Origin of the sequence: Hominisplanchenecus murintestinalis, assembly GCF_943193015.1 — a bacterium.
GTDB lineage: Bacteria > Bacillota > Clostridia > Lachnospirales > Lachnospiraceae > Hominisplanchenecus_A > Hominisplanchenecus_A murintestinalis.
In genome coordinates, this window is sequence record NZ_CALPCM010000002.1 from 82,207 (window position 1) to 100,709 (window position 18,503).

Genomic DNA, 18,503 nt, shown 5'->3' on the forward strand with positions numbered 1-18,503 from the left:
CTCCCATATTCCCGAACTACGGCAGGCGGCGGCACCAGTACCCGAATCTCCCGCCCTGATTCTGCGATACTGCTTCTTTAAATATGGGAAAACCAAACATATTTGCCATATACTGTTCCTGGCTTTCAAACACTCCCGGAATTCCCAAAATGTATCCTCCGTCCCGGCATTTACCGAACAGCAGATGCCTGTAATGACAGAACCCATGCATCAGGAAACTATTGTTTCCGGCACGGAAATTTCCCTGCTGGATAACGCGCAACTCCCTCGGGGTAATCTGGATACAATCAGCCACTTCATCATCCGCAAAAGGCTGAAAATGCGGGCATCTGCCGCCCATGCACTGCCATTTGCGATCCAGCCCCTGAAGCTGGGGCGGACGGCTTCCTCCGCCTGAAGGAGAAACCGGGCGGACGCCGCCGTTGGCAGCATGATCCTGCTGCGGGGTTCCCATATCCTCCTCAAGCCGGAGCGCTGCTTCCTGGGCATGGACATGTCTCGGACTCTCCTTATGTATTTCCTGTTCCGAAACCTCCGGCTCTCCTTCTGCTTCAAACTGTTCCGGCGTTTCTTCTCCAAAAACTAAATTTCCTGATGTTTTTCCTTTCTCCGGTTCTTCCTTCTGCTCTAATCCTTCCGTCAGGATTTCCGGCTCGCTTTCACCGTCTCTCCCTTCAGATACTTCCTCCGGGACTTCTTCTGTCTCTACTTTTTCAGAGAGTTCTTCCGTTTCTGTCTCCGCGATGGACTCTTCCAAAACCTCCTCACTCTCTGCTTCTGCAACAGGTTCTTCCAAAATCTCTTCACTCTCTGCTTCTACAAGAAACTCTTCCTCAGTTTCCCTGTTTTCTGTTTCTTGAATGGATTCCCCCGGGGCTTGCCTTTCCTTTTCTCCTGCCCGATACTCCTTTAGTTCCTTCTCCTGCTCCTTTACCTGGTTTTTCCTCCAGTTCTCTATCTGCTCTATCGCCTCTTTATCCCGCTGTTCCGTCTCCCGTCTGTCCGTCTGCCCCCCGATTGGCTGCACTTCCTCAACTTCTGCCTTTCCCGGAAGTGACGTTACCAGACGTCCCGTATCTATCCCCTCGTCATCAAATACGGTCAGATATTTTTGTCCCTGGCTTCCTTCTATCCAGATTCCTGCAATCTGCCGCAGTGCATACGCGCTTCCTCCGATATTCTGGGACGGCGTTTGTATACGGGCGTCCCCGCATGCGCCCTGTATGCATATTTTTCCAAGAGAAATCCCCAGGAGCCAGCCGCCCTCGCGAACAAATCCATAAATGTTCAGGGCTTCTTTCTCCTGGGGAACCTTCTGCAGATGTACCTGCATCCGGCAAATCCCATTTCGGGATTCCACCTTGGCAAAACCTGTATTTTTATTTTTCTTTCCGTTCGTATATTCATAGATATAAGCAACAAAACGTCGATATTCTGACAAAGCTTTCGCTCCCTGCTTTTCTTAACGCTAATATATGCTTATTATCTGATTTTCATTCCAACATAGCAGAGTTCAGCGAATCCAAAAAGACTGCCCCGGCGCCGTGATATCACAGATTCTGTTCCTGTATGGCGCTGACTCCGGCAGGTTCTTATACCTTGAAATAATGCTGTAGTCATCCCAGCAATGCATAGGAAAGACAGCTGCTGCCTCCACATGCTGCAAAAACCAGGTAATTCCTTTGGCAAACTCCATCTCCTGCCTTGGATCAAGCACTACAAACGCCGCATGGAGCCGCTTCCTGGCAAGCTTCGCAATCTCTTTCCGATAGTTCTTCCTCATCCACGCATTCGTGTCCTCCGGCTCATTCACCCAGCTCCAGTCATTGAGGTCGCCTGCATGGTAAATCGCTTTCCCGTCAATCTCTATCAAAAACGCCACGCCGTCGTCCGTAGACTGCAGCGTTTCAATCATCAGCGAGGAATCCCCTATCCGCTCATCCGGTCCTATAAAAATCGTCCGTTCCAATAACTCTTCCGGAACCCGTTTCTCCCAGATATCTTTCGACATGAAATAATACACATACGGATACTTTTTCGCCAGATTGAAAATGCTGGCTGAAAAATGATCCCCATGCCCATGACTCACAAATACATACAACGGCTTATAGGGAGACAGCTCAGGCAAATCCCCTTTAAAATAGTCAAACAGCAGATAACCGGACATCGTCTCTACCAGGAATGAACTATGATAAATGTAAGTTACGTTCATACTTATACCTCGTTTTAAACGCGTTATTTACTGCCCGCTTCCTTCACAGTAACCGCGCAAGTCCTGTTATCTTATATTTTCCAGAACTTTCAGTAAATATTTCCACATCCGTTCCGTGGAAGAAATCGAAAGCGTTTCTTCTGTCGTGTGTATACCGGACATCGACGGCCCGAAAGACACACAGTCCAGATTCGGAATCTTTTCATAAAAAATACCGCATTCCAATCCCGCATGGATTGCTTTAATTTCCGGCCTTTCCCCAAACATGTCCTCATACGTATCGGCCATAATTTCCCGCAGCGCCGAATCCTTCCTGTATTCCCACGCCGGATACGCGCCCTCCGGCGTATAGCTTCCGCCCAGGAATTCAGTAAGATACTGTATCTGCATGGACAAAGCCTTTTTCGCACTGCCCACAGAGCTGCGCAGGCTCGCCGTCATCCGGCACGCATTCCCATCCATGCACAAAATTCCCGGATTGACGGAGGTTTCTACCAGCCCCGCAATTTCTCCGCTCATTTTCTGGACGCCATACGGAAACTGCATAAGGAAAAATAAAACCTTCTGCTGCGCAGACATTGTCAAAGCGCTTCCCTCCGTCTCACCCTCCGTCCGCACGTTTACAGAAATCCCATCATCTGTGCCGCTGTACTCGGCTCTTAAGTTTTTCCCGAACTCTGCCGCAGCCTCTGCAATCTCTTTCTCTGCACAGGCATCCGCCAGAAAAACCGCCCGGGCGCTTCTCGGAATCGCATTGTCCTTTTGCCCTCCGGCAAGCTCTGTAAGAAAAAATTCCACCTGCCCCGAAAGTTCAAACAAAAAGCGTCCTAACAGCTTAATGGCATTCGCACGGATTTTATCAATTTCAGCTCCTGAATGCCCTCCGGCAAGCCCCTCTATCATTACCTCGTATCTCACGCCCTGCGTTTCCCTGTACTCCACCGGAATCTCACAGACAGCTGAAAGCCCTCCGGCACAGCTAATCCAAAGTTTCCCCTCTTCCTCGGAGTCTATGTTCAGCATGTAAGTCCCTTTCAAATCCGAGGTATCAAGCGCCATAGCCCCCAGCATCCCCACTTCCTCATCTGTGGTAATCACAACTTCCAGTGACGGATGTTTCAGGGAATCATCCTCGAGAACAGCCAGCGCATATGCCACAGCGATTCCGTCGTCTCCTCCCAGCGTAGTGCCCCTGGCGCTAAGCAAATCCCCTTCTACTGCCAGCTCCAGGCCGTCTTTCTCAAAATCATGGGCATATCCGGGCTTTTTCTCACACACCATATCACAGTGCCCCTGCAGAATAACCGCAGGGGCGTCCTCATAGCCCTTCGACGCCGTTTTCTTTATTACCACATTTCCGCTCTCATCCTGCCGATACTCCAGACCGTGTACTTTGGCAAATTCCACCAGGTAACTACTGATTTTTTCCGTATGGAAAGAACCACGGGGAATTTTACAGATTTCTTCAAAATAGTAAAAGACTCTCTCCGGTTTCAGACCGCTTAACACTGACATACTGCTGCCTCCAGGTTTCTTTTATATTCAGGGTAGTTTATGCCTCGGCAATACATTCAATCTCCACCAGCCCGCCAAGCGGCAGCTTTGCCACCTGTACACAGGAACGAGCAGGAAATTCTCCGTCAAAATAAGATTTATAGACCTCATTCACCACTGCAAAATCATCCATATCCGCCAGGAAAATCGAAGTCTTTATCACCTTGCCGTAACTGCTCCCCGCTTCCTTCAAAACCGCTCCCAGATTTTTCAGCGACTGATGCGCCTGCGCTTCTACACCTTCGCAAAGCTTACCATTCTCCGGGTTCAGCCCCAGCTGCCCGGAGCAATAAATAACGCCGCCCGTTTTTACTGCCTGCACATAAGGCCCTACCGCCTTGGGTGCATCATCTGTATGAATAATCTCTTTTGCCATAGCATTTACCCTCTTTCTTAACTTTTTCCAATCTAAATATTAATATCTTCTTAATTATACCACAGATTTTCTATTCATTCCAGCCTTTACATACATCAATCCACTGACTGCTGCCCGAATATTTCTCCAAATCCGCCATCGTCATCTGAATCGCGCTGTTTCCGCTCCCTGCCGCCGGGTACACCGACTCAAAACGCCTGAGGGATTCGTCCAGATAAACTTCCACTCCTTCATTTACCGCAAACGGGCAGACTCCGCCCACCGCATGTCCAATCAGAGCCGTCACCTCATCCTTCCCCAGCATCTTTGCCTTTGTGCGGAACTGCGCTTTATATTTGGGATTGTCCACCTTAGCGTCGCCCGCCGCTACGATAAGAATCGGTGTCTCCCCCACTTTGAACGACAGCGTTTTTGCAATCCGCGCAGGCTCGCAGCCTACAGCCTCTGCCGCCAGCTCCACCGTGGCGCTCGACATCTCGAATTCCATAATCTTATCTTCCATGCCATACTGTCTGAAATATTCTTTCACCCGTTCAATTGACATCACTCATCTTCCTTTCCATTTACCTAACATATAATGTAACCACTTTTTGTCAAATTGTCAACGCAAAGAAAACAGCAGCATCCATCTAAACTCCCTGTAAACACAAGAAAAAACACCGCCCCCGACGCTTTCCGTCAAAAACAGTGCTTTGATGCGCGATCAGGGGTTCGAACCCTGGACACCCTGATTAAGAGTCAGGTGCTCTGCCAGCTGAGCTAATCGCGCTCTTCTTATTCAGTTATTTCTCTTTGACACGAGAGATATTATATAACAGGTTTTTGCAAAATGCAAGGGTTTTTTTCATTTTTTTATTTTTTCTCCTGTTCCTGGCATCAAGCCATGCAAAACCACTTCGTGGTGGCTTGATGTCCATCAACGGAAACGCTATTTCACGGACTTTGCAGCAAGTGCAACGTCCTGAGCTGAACTGTTACGGATAAGTTTCAGATATAGTGGCAAAGCGCCCACCAGGTTAGTTGTTGCTCTTGTTGTCACTGTCTAACCATTTGATGATGTAGTGACAGGCTACACCAGCCGAAACAGCAACTAAAAAAGAAATCACAACTTCCATGCAAACACCTCCTGTTGCGGGTATCGGTGAGCAACACCTGGATTATGGCACACTATCCGATATTCTCGTACCGTTTTCTCGAAACTTTTTTCTTGAGATTGTGGCTATCGCAATCCGATGCTCGCCTATTTCTGTAGATGCCTCAATAGAACGGCTCTTTTAACAATTTTACTTTGAATGTATTTTTTACCTTCGGAAAAGGAAATCTATATTTTGAAGATTACTTTTTCAATGGTTACGCAGGTCTGCAGAGGAGTTTGTCTTCAGTGGGCAAAATAAAACGCACATTTGAGTTTTGTCCTACTCTATGTTATCATTTGATTCTTATTGTGATAACTGCCTTCCTATTGCTTCCATCTGTTGCTTCTGCAGTGATGCGGACGCTCTTATTTTTGCCTTCTTTTCTGGTTTTAACCACTCCTTTTGAATTTACGACTGCATATTTGGGATTAGAACTTGTCCATACCAGCTTTTTGTTTGCTTTCTTACCCGTTGTCTTAACGATTGGTTTTATCGTTAATTTCTTTCCGGCTTTTACGGTTTTCTTTGCTTTAAGCTGAATCTTTACCACTGCATGCTTCATGATTTTAAGCTTATAAACAGCCCTTTCCCCACTTCCATCTACCGCTGTGGCTATGATTGTAACTGTTTTTCCACCGCCTGCTTTCTTTACAGTAACCTTTCCGTTCTGATTTACTGATGCATACCGTTCGTTAGAAACTTCCCACCTCACTGTCTTATTGGCAGCATTTCCAGGAACCACATTTGCTGTAAGCTGAACGTTCTTGCCAGACGCAATCTTGTCTGAGAGAGCCAATGTATTTATAGAAATCTTTTTTACTTTTACAGGTTCTTTTTTACGGATTACAAGCGCTTTTTTTGCAGCCTCAATTTTCTTAATTGCTGCCTGGCACGCTGCATCAGTTGCTTCCTTATCCATTACCAGCTTTCTAGCCTCTTCGATTGCCGTCTCGTATGCTTTCCAGCTGTCTGCTGTATAATCTGCTTTATTAAGTTTCGATACTTTTTCCAGTTCGCTGCTTAGCTTACTTCTATCATCCGGCGCCAATGTCCTAATTAAGTTTTCTCTTGCTTCCTTTACCTCCTGCAGCACGCACTGACATGCCGTATCTGTTGCAATTGCCGCCTTATCTGCTAACAAATCTGCTGCCTTTTTAATTGCCGTAGTATATGCTGCCCAGCTGCCAGCCGTATAATCCCCTTCCTGAAATTCCTTTTTCTCTTCTATCACTCCACGAAGCGCACTTTTCGTCCCTTCTGCAACAGCATCTCCTTCAATACTAATAAGCTGCGTTACAGATGCCCACTCTCCAGATATCTGTGGAATTGTAGATACTTTTACTCTCCACTGAAGGGTCTCCTTATATCCAGAAGTAGCTGGTAACGTTATCTCAAAGGTTCTTTCAAGGAGCGTCCCAACCGTCTTGACCCGTGTCGGATTCACTGCCATTGACTCATTCATCACTTTTATACTGTCAATAGAATAATTCAAATCTTCTGGAAGTGATGTTCCCCTTACAGTAATAACCACCTTACCTCCATCTTTACTTACATATGCCTTTTCTGCTGATATACTGTGAATCTCTGGCTCAGCAAAATTTTTCTTTTTAACAGTTATCCTATATGTTTTCTCTATATTCTCTATCTTAGCAGTGACCGTACATTCGCCGGTTTTTATTCCCTCTAATTTACCGTCATTACTGATTGATACTATGCTGCTGTCACTGGAGACCCAGTCAATTTCAGAAACTTCCGGTGTAATTATTACAGGGATTTTAATGCTGCTTCCTTCCGTAATAACATACTCTTCCTTTGAAAAATCTATGTTGATGTCTTCCTCACATACACTGCATTCATATCTTTCATTTCCAGCTTCAGTTTCTTCGGTTAACCTATAAGTATGCTGATCCACTTCAAACTGAATCGCTCTTGTATCAACGCCTCCATAATGATTGTATACACTAAAATAAGCGCTATAGCTGCCCTTTCCAAGACTACTTGCCCCAATTGTATATGGAGACGCAGTGTCTCCTGTATAAATTCTGCCCACACCCTCTTTATTTATGCCAATAACCTGTCCATGTGCACAAACTGTACTTACAGAAATCGAAACAGTATCCTCTAAATTATAATGTCTCTTGCTGACAGAAACATCTGAATATCCGGCCCCTGCTACAACTGAAAAATTTGCCCACGGCGTATCTACACTTCCCGATGAATTCGAACATGATGCATAAATTGAATATTCTCCAACGCCAAACTGCGTTGCAGGAAACTCCAAAATACCATTCGTAATATGGCCTTCCCAGATTCTCACTCCATCTTTATACATTGCGCCATAATAATTAACTGCTCCGTTGGCGCTAACTCTAACGTACACATTATCCGCTAAATCGAACCAGTTCTGGCCTAACGCAATTTGCGGATTAGAAGGCGGAACAGCGGCAGGATATATAAATCCCAATAATCTTTTTCCCGGATCCCACGGCCTTGCTCCGCCAACTGCATTTGTAAGTGTATATCCATAAGACACTCCATGACTGCTCGTATGATCTAAATCAGTTCTTCCACCTTCATTTACTGTAAAAGTATTGCCAGATCCCGACACCACATAGGCAACATGACCATATGTATCTCCTGACCACACAGCTATCGAGCCAGCTCTTGGTTCACTACCGGTTGCATATCCAGCATTTATAGCCGACTGCCACCAATTGACAGCATTCCCCCAGCCCGGCAGAGCTACTCCCAAGTTTTCATACACCTGCTGCCATGCAAAACGGGTGCAAGGAATTTCATAATTGCCATCTCCATCTATATCCTGTGTTGCCGGATAAGGATTTGACGCGGCATATACAGTATTTACATTTACGACCAGAAACATTAGACTGACAATAAACAAGCAAAATATATGTCTAGTCACTTTTTTTATAGAAAACAAAAAGTTCATATTTTTATCCTTCCTAATAATGTCAAGCCCTAAATCATTGATTACACTGGCTAGATCGACTACTCAGTTCTTTGTAATCCGTACCTTCTTCCCCTGCCCCTTCTTTTTCAGCAGCTTCTTATAGGCTTTCAGCTTCGCCTTCGGCGCTTTGATAACCGCTTTTGCATGAATGCCTTTGAAAGCGTTTTTCCCGACTTTTTTCAGTTTCGTAGATTTGATGGTGATTTTCTTCAATGATTTACATCCGCTGAAAGCCTTTGCTCCGATAGCGGTCACATTTTTTCCGACCACAACGCTTTTCAGGTTCTTGTAGTTCTGGAACGCCCCTTTGCCTACTGACGTGACTTTATAAGCCTTTCCGTTCAGGGTTACTTTATCTGGTATCTTCACGGAGGCCGCTTTCTTGTTTGAGATTTTTGAATATTCGGCTGTATCTTTCCCTGTTACTTTGTACACGGCTTTTTTTGATTTGTCCGTAAGTTCTGAGCCGACGGATGGGTTTTCAGGAAAACCTGGCGTAATGGGAAACTTTATTTCCGGAATTTCGGGATTTGTCTGTTTTGGTATTTCTACGTTTGTCCCATCAGAACACACCGTCCCCGCGTAAGCATAGAGATTCGAGGATAAAAGATTAAGGTTCAAAGCCGGACAAATACCGCTGCTGTTCTCGCTGATGTAGTCGCCAAAATCGTAGACCCGACCACCGCTGTGAACGTCCGCGCCTAAAGAACCAATGCCCGGCGAGCGCAGCCACCACCAGCTGTTCCCGACATACTCTATACTGGTATAGCTCCACGTGCCCATCGCCTTTGCCCATGTGCTGCTCTTACGGCGACGGGCTTCGTCATAGGTATCCTTACTCTTTACAAACCCATAAGATTCCGCCTTACCCGTATTCCACACATCCGACTCTGAAAGCAGAAAGACCTTGTCTGTGGTATCTCTTCCACCGCCTGTTCCATATTCAATGTTATCGGTATTCTCCAGGGATGAACTTACAATTGCCGCCTGTTCGGAAATGGTAAACGCACTGCCGATAAAGTTTTTCTGGCTATAGTCTACAGACTGTTTGTTACTCCCGGATCCATAACCGTTCAGCCATCTCCGTACCGTGCTGGTCTCCCAAGTGACGTCTTCATATACTGTATGGTACCTCTGACCGTCCAGCACCACATCAGACTGCAGCAACGCCCTATTTCCGTCCGTGTGGAGCACCCGCCATTTGATTGGTTCGTATTTGAAGTAGTGGTAGTCTGTGCTGCTGCTCCATTGATAGTAACTGCTATTGCTGCCGGTATCTGTGTATGACGCGTCCCCTTCTTTCATCCTCCGGTACTTTGCCCCGTTCAGAGTGATATCGTTGTTAGCGTCCCACCCGGACGCGCTCTGAAGGGCGGCGTACACACTGTCCGAAACAAGGACGTCCCCATCCTGCCGCAGACTGGCATCCAGCGCTGTGTATTCCACACCGCTCGGTATCACCTCCGCCTGCGGGTAACTGCCAAACCATATGCAGTCCCAGGTTACTTTCTGCCCCGCTTTCATACCGGCATCCGGCACGATGCGGGGATTTTTCAGCGTAACGTCCGCCGCCTGTGCCGGAATCGTCAGGCTCTTCCCCTGGAGCCCCCCCACTGCAAACATAAGTACGCATCCTAAAACTCCAATTATTTTTTTCGTTATTTTCATTTTTTTCTCCTTGTAATATATTTATCTTTAAAGGTCTGACAGCCTATCAGACCTTTGCCTGATTTTTTACCTTTTGTATCAATGCATTACTTCCATTTTATAGAGTACTGAACGGACGATTTCTTATAATCATTACGCTTAAATACCTTCATGTAATACGTTCCTTTTTCTAACGAGCACTTTTTGGACATACTATGCTTCACAGACCCGCCAAATCTTATAGGGGCAGTGACCGCAGAGACAGGTTTTGAACTTCCTTTCTTATAAATGTATACGCTATAGTCGTTAATATCCCCTACGGAAACTTTTGTACTGACTGTCACTTTTTTTGTTTTCGGAAGCACTATTTTATACCAGCGGCCATTCTTCTCACCTTCTCCCGCTGCCAGTATTCCTTTGACCGTTTTTCCTCTTTTGACGCTCACGGCTTTTGACTGCTTCACATTTTTTGAAGTTTTCATCTTTGTGAAGCGGTAACGGAACTGGAACAATCCGCTGTCAGTTACTTTGATATACCAAGTGCCTTTTCTTACACAATATTTTGCGCGGTCATCTTCGTTGCTGTACGATTCATCGCTCACTGCTTGGCATTTGCTGTTCAACAGCATAGTTTTCACCAACGCTCCCCCGCTGCTGCGGTTCACATCTGTCCCCGGCTCTATCTCAATCACACCGTCAGACGGGGCTTTAATTTTATATAGATATTCTCCATTCCCCTCTTTATAGCCCTTCGCCCACTCTCCTGCTTTAAGAGAAACTTTCCCGGGCGGCGTAACCTCGTACCGGTACAGTGTTACAGAAATCGTATAATTTTTCCCACTATCCGCGGCATTTTTCAGGATTAATAGTTTCTGCTCGTTCCCTCCGCTCTGGCGGCAGGTAACAAAAAATTCACCATTGCTGCTCTGTACCATAGCTTCTCCCACTTTAGCAAAGATATTTCCTGAAAATCCCTGCACAGCTACCTTCAAAAATACCTCCGGGCTGCTTCCCAGATAAATCGGCGCTGAAAAAACAGACATCTCGCCGCCAAACGTATAAGTTTTCAGCACGCTCGCCTGTTCCCCCGGCCGAACTACCACAGGGCTTATCGTCTCCTCCGCCTGGGTTGGCAGCTTCTCTATCCGTTTCCATATAGCCTCAACATCCTCCGTTATAGATGCCTGTACAGCCCCCATGTTTCCAACAAAAATCCCCGCCAGCAACATAAATATTCCTGCCCAGACCTTAATCATCTTCTTCGTCATTTTCATTCCTCCGTCATCCTCTCTTTATAGAGTCGGACATTCCATACATGTTCAGGCCGCCGCCCCAAAATCTGCTGTTCATTCTCTTTATCAAAAAATCATCCTGTTTGCCCTTACCGGATATACCTGTTAATATTCGCCCAGCTTGTCCTGTGCATCGGCAGCCGAACATAGCTTTTATTCCAGCTGTTCTTTTTTCTCCGGTAACTCTTTGCGGAAATTCGTCTCCCTTTATAGGAATAGCTGTAAACAGGCCTTCCGTTTACCACTCTTTCTTCTATCTTGGAAAGATACACTCTCCTCGCCTCTCCGCCTTTAAACGTAAGATACCAGTCCTGCACGCTTCCGCTTCCTCCCCAGCGTCCATGAATACGTTTCGTCTTTTTGCTGTAAACCAGCCCAAATGTCGTGCTGTCCTCCCCTATCCGCTGAACATATCCCCGGCGGTATTTATGTATAGTAATACGCTCCGGTCTCTGTTCATATCCAAGCACCAGTTCCTTCATTCCGTCTTTGTCCACATCCAATGTGCAGAACCAGGTAGAATCGACTCCATCCATAAACTCCCGATACGCCGCCGCTGCTTTCCTCTTCGTCCTGGACGACACTTTTGCCGATACCTCCGCCGGGCATCCCGCCCCCGGAAGTTCCGGCGCGAAAAGCCACCCCAGCAGCAGCAGCCCCGCGCAAAACATGAACATGCTCTTTTTCATTTTCTTAACCATCTTTTCCATCTTTCTTTCCCTCCTGTTTTTAGTTTTATGATATCATCCGCTTTTGCAAATTTGTTTCTGCTATCTGCCCATGCAGTCCACAAAAGCAGCTTAATCATCCGAATAGTCAATATAGTTCACTCTGCTGTTGTCTTTCACCGTCAGCCAGAATGTCTTTTTCAGCTTTTTATATTTTTTAGACTGCACGGTAATCCGGGCTTTTCCTTCTCTTAACGACGTCACAACGCCTTTCTGGTTTATTTTCAGGACTCTCCGATTCGAACTTTTAAACGTGAAAAAGCTGTTCGGAAGAACGCCTGCCGGTTCATCCCCGACACACCGGATAGATATTTTCAGCGTCTTTTTTTCTTTAGAGCTCATCGTCCCCACATTCCCAAGGGTAATATTGGAGGCCGATAAGTATTTCTCCGCTATCTTGATTTTAAACGTTTTTGTCCTGCGTCCCGCCAGTTTCACGCTCCTTGCAGTATCCGTTCCAAAGAGGTTTACCCAATACATACGCCCTCTGTACTCCAGACAGCAGATTCCTGCTGATTTCATATTTGCACGGGTCATATTCTGGTAATGCATGGGAGAGTTGACCCATGCTATAAAGACTGCTCCCGCGCTGTTCTGCCCAACAGCGATGTTCTCCGCCCCAATTTTTTCCGACAATGTCCCTGGCATCCCACCGCCCGGGCGTTCGTGGGAATAGCGGACTGTCAGCTCCGCGGATCTGATTTCCGCCGCCCTCTGGAGCGACTTGTCTATCTGTAGTTCAGACAGCCCCTTCTTTCTTCTTAAATCATTTAACTTTTTCAGAAATCTGCTGCTTTCCGTGTGATTGACCTTTGCGCTGACCGAAACAGAAGGGCTGGCCGCACGCCCGAAAAGAGGGATGAAAAGAACAAGAAACACCACGAACAGCCCTGCGGCATACCGTCTTATTTTCCTTTCCATAAACCATCACCCCGCCTGTGAATAATCTGAACTGTACATTTTTCTGTAAGTGACAGTCTGCTCTTTTCCGGTCTTTTTATTTTTGAATTTCACGCGGATGCCGTCATACGGCCATTTTGTCGTAATCGTTGTCGAATACGACGTTTTATTTCTTACTTTTGCAGTCCTGCCTTTCATGTTTTTTACATTCCTAACTTCTGTGATAACCCAGCCTTTTTTTGCCTTGATTGTCACTTTTTTGTTCTCCAGCGTCTGGCTGGTGACGAAAACATTTTTCTTCTTCAGGGTAGAAAGTACGCTCTTTCCGTCTACTTTAAACGACGACACAGGGCAAACATATTTTACTGTGAACTTATGGGAAAGCTTCACGCCGTTGACTACGCAGGAAATCATTGTGCTGCCTGTCCGCAGTCCATAGGAAATGGCCACTCCGCTGCTGCCAGCTTTTACAGTCGCTACTTTCTTATTTGAGGACTTCAGCTTCTTCACTTTCGCCCCTTCCTCCACCGCGTCAATATACATATACATCTCTCCGGTATAATTGTCGTCAGGCACTGGCGAAACTACCCATGAGATGTTGGACTCATCATTAAACTTCACCTCTGTCTCTGCATACGCGGTGCTGGCACACAGCGGATTTACGGTAGCTGCGCTGCACCCCACAACCACACTCAAAGCTCCCACTGCAATTTTTCTGGATATTGTCATATTTCTCTTCATAGACTCCTCCTCCATTTTTATTTTTTCTTTAATTTTATCATGTGCATTTTGCAAATTTGTTTTTGGGACAATGAAAAACCACCTCCCATATTGGGAAGTGGTTCCTGTTCACTTCTAAATTTTCTTTTCCTATCTTCTTACCGGGGTCTCACCAGAATCCCCGCCTTCTCCAGCAGCGGCCGCAGCACACGATACAACAGCGCCACCAGAATCACCGACACGACCGCATTTACAAACGTAGTCGCCGTACTCCATTTTGCCAGCACGCTCGCCATTTCCTGGGGCTGTCCCAGGATGTACATTTTGTAAAAATATCCTACCAGCGGATCAAATACTACATTAAACGCCAGGCCGCACACAGACGCGAGAATGCTCCATTTGAAAATATATTTCTGGTCGCGGCTTTCCCCGATTTTTGCAATCCGATGCGCTACCAGCCCGGTAATCAGCCCGATTCCCAGCTTCAGCACAAAGGTTTTCGGCGCGCTCACCAGGTAAACCGGATCAAGCAAATCTGCAATCGTCATCCCCACAGCCCCGGCAAGCCCGCCATAGCCGCCGCCCAAAAGCAGAGCCGCCAGGACGCAGAACGCATTTCCGATATGGAGAGACGTCGCGTCCCCTCCCGGCATGGGAATCTTAATCTGCAGAAACGTAAAAGATACAAAGCATAGCGCCGCCAAAAGCGCTGTCTGCGTCCATTTTAATAAATTCTCTCTTCTCTTATCCATATGAATGTCCCCTTTTCCAAACGCCCCATATCATCAGGCGTTTTCCTTTTGGAACATCATAACACTCTTGTGTCTTGTTCAAAATATCCAGTTATTGCTTTTTTAACCAGTCCACTTTTCCACTTACTTGTGATTTGCCGGTTCAATATTGATTTCTTTCCCTTTTATCTTCGCATGATCCATCGCGTGGAGCACATCCATTGCCCTATCCTTGGGAACTTCTACAAAGGTATATTTGTCATACATGTCAATGCAGCCCACCAGCTTTCCGGGCATTCCCGACTCTCCGGCCACCGCGCCCAGGATATCGCCGGGACGCACATTCTGCTTCTTTCCGATATTGATAAACAGGCGCACCATGCCTTCTTCCGCGCCCGTGTCCCCAAAGTCATAGGGCTTCTCCCCATCCGCTTCAGTCGTACCCATCGCCTGCTTCAGAAATGCCGCCGCGATATCCATCGCCGTGTAATCCTCTTCATTCAGGCGCTGTTCGATTATCTCTACCATGCTCCTCAAATCCTCATTTTGGATGAGTGATGTAATATTGTTCAGAATCTTATCTGCTTTGATAGCGCTCACATCATTCAGAGACGGAATTGGCTGCGCATAAATTTTGGTCTTACAATACCGCTGGATATCTTTCAGCTTATACACTTCCTTGCCTACGATAAACGTAAACGCTTTTCCTACACGCCCCGCGCGCCCGGTACGCCCTATCCTGTGCACATAATACTCATCATCCTGAGGCAAATCATAATTAAATACTGCCTCCACATCATCCACGTCAATCCCCCTTGCCGCCACATCCGTAGCAATCAGGATTTCCGTTTTTCCGTTCCGGAAACCATTCATCACGCGGTCACGCTGTGACTGCTTCATATCACCGTGCAGCCCTTCCGCAAAATATCCCCTTCCCTGCAGCGCGCTCGTCAGCTCATCCACCCGCCGTTTGGTATTGCAGAATACCAAGGAAAGTTTGGGATTGTACATATCAAGAAGCCTTGACAGCACTTCTTCCTTATTTTTTGCTTTCACTTCATAATAATACTGGTCGATGTTCTGTACGGTCAGCTCTTTTTTTACCACCTTTACCAGCTCAGCGTTTTTCTGGTAGTTCTTCGTAATCTCCAGAATCGGCTTCGGCATCGTAGCAGAGAACAGGATCGTCTGCCTCTCCTCAGGCACTTCCTTTAAGATATCCTCTATGTCCTCCCGAAATCCCATATTCAGCATTTCGTCTGCTTCATCCAGTACCACGGTATGCAAATTCTCAAGTTTCAGGGTATGGCGGCGCATATGATCCATCACACGCCCCGGCGTCCCGATAATAAGCTGGATCCCTCCCTTCAGGGAACGAATCTGCTTTCCTATATCCTGCCCCCCGTAAATCGGCAGCACCTTAATCCCATGCATAAACCGGCACAGGCGGCGGATTTCATCTGCCACCTGTATGGCAAGCTCCCTGGTCGGACACAGCACCAGAGCCTGCAGCTTCTTACTTTTGGGGTCAATCTTCTCCAGAAGGGGAATGCCAAACGCCGCCGTCTTTCCGGTTCCGGTCTGCGCCTGTCCGATTACATCCCTTCCCTCCATTATAATAGGCATCGCCCGAGCCTGTATCGGTGTCGCCGCCTCAAATCCCATCTCCATTACTGCGCGCAATATCTGTGGGCGCAGCCCTAAATCTTCAAATCTTACTGTCTCCATCCTTCTTTCATCCTCCCTATATTAATAAATATCCCATAAATCGCAAAATAAGCCCTGTACTTTATCATAATGTACAGGGCTCTATTCAAAATTTCTATTTTACAATTTTTGTCCAGACAAGTACAACGGCACTAATCATAGCATAGTTCCCGGCTGCATGTCAATAGATTTAATTCGCCATACACGGCAAACCCACATTCACTCATGCGTTTACCGTGGAGGTTCTGTCTCACTTTATTTCGTCCGCACTTTCACCTTTTTACTGAATGTGCCGTACACTCTTTTTCCGTTTACCTGCCTGTACGCCTGTATCCTCACGTAATACTTCTTTTTCTCCTTAAGCCCGGAAACGGTTTTCTTTGCAGATTTTCCACCGCGTACCGTTACTGTTTTGGCGATTTTCTTAAAGTTCGCCTGCAGGGATAACTGTATCCGATAGCCGTCGCAGCTCTGCTTTTTCCAGCTCACGCGTACTTTACGGGGCGACGACGCTTTCACGGAAAGCTTCTTTACTTTCGCCGGGGCTTTCACGGAAGCGGGTTTCGGCTTGGAATCCATACCAGAGCCAGACGTATTCCCCGACGGCTGGTTCCCTCTGGGCGGATCCACATTTTCTCCAGGTCGGCTTCCGCCGGGCTGAGGCTCGTTTCCGCCGGGGTTCGTTTCTGAACCTCCCGGTTGATTTCCATCTTCCCCCAGATTCGTTCCGTCTCCTCCTGAATCACTTTCATCTCCTCCCGGGCTTCCGTCTTCTCCAGGTTTATTCCCGCCTTCTCCTGGGTTTCCGTCTTCCCCAGGTTTATTCTCATCCCCGCCCGGATTCGTTTCACCATCTCCGGGCTGTTCTCCTTCTTCCGATTCCGTGATCTGATAGGTTCCTACTGCCGTTCCCTCATAATCTCCTATCCCGCTCACGGCAAACGCCGCCGTGCCGATACCGCCCAATGGATAAGACCAGGTAAGCTTATAGTCCCTGTTTTCCTCCAGCGTCAGCCCGTCCATTTTCACGGTAACTGACGGATACTGCTCCTCCCCATTATAAGGAAAACCAGTCTGGGACAGTGTGATTTCTGCTTTCTCCATACTATGAGCCGCATCAATCCTGCTCTCATAAACCGCGCGTGTCTCTGTATGTGCCACTTCAGCAGTCTGGTAATACAGCGCATCCCCCGTCAGCTTCATGCCATAGACATAGCCCTGCGAAGTATCCGCCGCCAGGAACTGTTTCTGTCCATTCCCGTCAAATCCACAGGTGAAAATCCCCGCAGGCATGGAATAATAAAGCTTCTGCCCCCTCGCCGCCAGTTTCACATAGTTCCCTTTATAAAAAACATTCTCATTACCGACTACGCCCCACCTTCCGCCGATTTCAGCCACAAGAGTTCCCGGCTCTGTAATCTCATCTTCAGCAAAGTCATGTCTGTACAGCTTCCCGTCATTTCTTATAAAGTACATCCCGCCTTCATGATACACCATCTGCGCATCCGTATCATTCCAGAAGCCCTCATTATAGAAAGCGTCGTCACATGCCTCAAGCCCGGACGTCTCCCATGCATGCGTCTGCTGGAAATATGCGGCGTCCTTTAAGAAATATTCATGGCCCGCATAGCCATAATCATCCCACACCGCGTCATCCCAGGTCAAATCCACCAGATACCACTTCCCGTCCAGCTCAACCTGGTTCCACGCATGATCGCTCTGCGCCGTTCCCGTAACCATCCGGCAGGGAATCCCCAGAAGCTGCATGTAGTATGTAAACGCATTAGAATATCCGTCGCACACTGCCCTCTTGTCAATGACCGCTCCTTTCAATGTATGGGCGTCGTCAGACAATGTGCCATTTTGAAGTTCCGCATATGCGTACTCTACATCCAGGCACAAATAATCATGTACAACGATAATCTTCTCAAGGTCTGTCATATCCTCGTCTATCATCGCCAGAAGCTTTGCCGTCTCCTCCTGGAGTTTCGCCTGGTTCTGCGCCCGTTCTTCCGGCGTTTTTTCCAGATATCTCACTGTCAGGATTGTCACATTCCCGTTCACAGGATTATACGAATAGCTCAGGCGTGTGCTCACAAAGTACAGTTCCGGATGCCGGTAAAGCATCGTATAGAACACATCCGACATGGCGTCCACCGTTATTCCATAGGAAGAAACATTAATCTGCGCCTGCCTCTGGTACAGCCGGCTCACCAGATAATCCTCAAAACTCTCTTCTGCCCTTGCTGCGTACGCAAATTTTTTCTGCGTCCTGTTTTCCAGAAGTTTTTCCGCCCCTTCTGCGGGCGCTTCCAGACGCACTCCGCTTTCAAATACGGGGATTTCCTCTGACAGTCCCGCCTCTGCCGTCCCAAAGGGCATAAACGTCAGGGTTCCCGCAAAAACAGCCCCCAGAGCCGCTATTATTTTGCGTTTCCATGTTTTATTTACGTCCATATAGTTATCGTCCTTTCAAAATTTTGTAATGCTGCCAGTCAAGTCCTGGGATGAACTGTTACAATGCTCGTA

The 18,503-nt window shown here is 47.2% G+C and carries 14 protein-coding genes and 1 tRNA gene; all 15 read right to left on the bottom strand.

The features are described from left to right. Positions 1-16: 16 nt before the first annotated feature. On the bottom strand, positions 17-1,441 hold the full coding sequence (locus NFR99_RS01520) for a hypothetical protein (RefSeq protein WP_120480874.1): 1,425 nt from the start codon (positions 1,439-1,441) through the stop codon (positions 17-19). Between the two features lie 72 nt (positions 1,442-1,513). Next, positions 1,514-2,212, bottom strand: coding sequence for an MBL fold metallo-hydrolase (locus tag NFR99_RS01525; protein WP_120480875.1), 699 nt, complete (start codon positions 2,210-2,212; stop codon positions 1,514-1,516). 66 nt (positions 2,213-2,278) lie between these two features. Continuing rightward, positions 2,279-3,727 carry an aminoacyl-histidine dipeptidase gene (locus tag NFR99_RS01530; protein ID WP_251352360.1) on the bottom strand — a complete coding sequence of 483 codons (1,449 nt, stop codon included), beginning with the start codon at positions 3,725-3,727 and terminating at the stop codon, positions 2,279-2,281. Positions 3,728-3,764: 37 nt separating this feature from the next. After that, a complete protein-coding gene (locus NFR99_RS01535) occupies positions 3,765-4,142 on the bottom strand; it encodes a RidA family protein (RefSeq protein ID WP_120480877.1) in 378 nt (125 codons plus the stop codon). Positions 4,143-4,212: 70 nt separating this feature from the next. Next, a complete protein-coding gene (locus NFR99_RS01540; protein ID WP_120480878.1) occupies positions 4,213-4,686 on the bottom strand; it encodes a YbaK/EbsC family protein in 474 nt (157 codons plus the stop codon). A gap of 152 nt (positions 4,687-4,838) precedes the next feature. Further along, positions 4,839-4,911 (bottom strand) — tRNA-Lys (locus NFR99_RS01545). Positions 4,912-5,570: 659 nt separating this feature from the next. Next, positions 5,571-8,228: an Ig-like domain-containing protein gene (locus tag NFR99_RS01550; RefSeq protein ID WP_251352367.1), complete on the bottom strand. Its 2,658-nt coding sequence runs from the start codon at positions 8,226-8,228 to the stop codon at positions 5,571-5,573. Between the two features lie 63 nt (positions 8,229-8,291). Then, positions 8,292-9,917 (bottom strand): DUF6273 domain-containing protein, encoded by a 1,626-nt coding sequence (locus tag NFR99_RS01555; protein ID WP_251352369.1) that lies wholly within the window; start codon positions 9,915-9,917, stop codon positions 8,292-8,294. An 86-nt stretch (positions 9,918-10,003) separates the two neighbouring features. After that, complete coding sequence (locus tag NFR99_RS01560) at positions 10,004-11,170, bottom strand: hypothetical protein (protein WP_251352371.1); 1,167 nt, start codon at positions 11,168-11,170, stop codon at positions 10,004-10,006. A gap of 107 nt (positions 11,171-11,277) precedes the next feature. Continuing rightward, positions 11,278-11,898 carry a hypothetical protein gene (locus NFR99_RS01565; protein ID WP_251352373.1) on the bottom strand — a complete coding sequence of 207 codons (621 nt, stop codon included), beginning with the start codon at positions 11,896-11,898 and terminating at the stop codon, positions 11,278-11,280. A gap of 90 nt (positions 11,899-11,988) precedes the next feature. After that, complete coding sequence (locus NFR99_RS01570; RefSeq protein ID WP_251352375.1) at positions 11,989-12,837, bottom strand: CAP domain-containing protein; 849 nt, start codon at positions 12,835-12,837, stop codon at positions 11,989-11,991. 6 nt (positions 12,838-12,843) lie between these two features. Then, on the bottom strand, positions 12,844-13,557 hold the full coding sequence (locus tag NFR99_RS01575; protein ID WP_251352377.1) for a hypothetical protein: 714 nt from the start codon (positions 13,555-13,557) through the stop codon (positions 12,844-12,846). 137 nt (positions 13,558-13,694) lie between these two features. Then, a complete protein-coding gene (locus NFR99_RS01580) occupies positions 13,695-14,288 on the bottom strand; it encodes an ECF transporter S component (protein WP_120480884.1) in 594 nt (197 codons plus the stop codon). Between the two features lie 123 nt (positions 14,289-14,411). Next, positions 14,412-15,995 carry a DEAD/DEAH box helicase gene (locus tag NFR99_RS01585; protein ID WP_120480885.1) on the bottom strand — a complete coding sequence of 528 codons (1,584 nt, stop codon included), beginning with the start codon at positions 15,993-15,995 and terminating at the stop codon, positions 14,412-14,414. 234 nt (positions 15,996-16,229) lie between these two features. Continuing rightward, the gene (locus NFR99_RS01590) at positions 16,230-18,431 is read right to left on the bottom strand and encodes a transglutaminase domain-containing protein (RefSeq protein ID WP_251352379.1); all 2,202 of its coding nucleotides are present in this window, start codon (positions 18,429-18,431) and stop codon (positions 16,230-16,232) included. Positions 18,432-18,503: the final 72 nt, after the last annotated feature.